Origin of the sequence: Aphanothece microscopica RSMan92, from assembly GCF_046613545.2 — a bacterium.
Lineage (GTDB): Bacteria > Cyanobacteriota > Cyanobacteriia > PCC-6307 > Cyanobiaceae > NIES-981.
In genome coordinates, this window is the sequence record NZ_JBKKKY020000579.1 from 1 (window position 1) to 429 (window position 429).

Below are 429 nucleotides of genomic sequence, written 5' to 3' on the forward strand. Positions count from 1 at the left end.
GCGGCAGGTTCAGCCCCGGCGGCGGCGACAAGCCCGCCGCGCCGGTGGCCCATCCCTTCGACGGCAAGCGGCCCACGCGCGCGGGGTTCCGGTCGAACCTGCTGTTCGCGCTGCCTTTCGTCTTTGCCTGGGATGCCTTCTCGGGCACGCCGGCCGACCTGTTCCTGGGGCTCGGGGCCTTTGCGCTGATGCTGCTGGGCGCCTGGCTCACGCGCGAGGGGATCTTCGCGCAGGACGCCTATGACGCGCGCAGCGTGGCGCGCCGCCCGGCCATTCCGCGCAAGGCCCTTGGCGCGGCGCTGTTCGGGGCGGGGCTGGCCACGGGGGCGGTGATGGCGGGGCAGGCGCCGGTCACGGCGGCGCTTCTGGGCGCGCTGGGGGCGGCGCTGAACCTTGCGGCCTTCGGACCCGACCCGATGCGCGACAAGG

The 429-nt window shown here is 75.3% G+C and carries 1 protein-coding gene; it reads left to right on the plus strand.

The annotated features are described in order from the left end of the window. Positions 1-44: 44 nt before the first annotated feature. The coding region (locus tag ACLD7X_RS19140; protein WP_425625530.1) for a hypothetical protein at positions 45-429 on the plus strand (385 nt) is incomplete at its 3' end.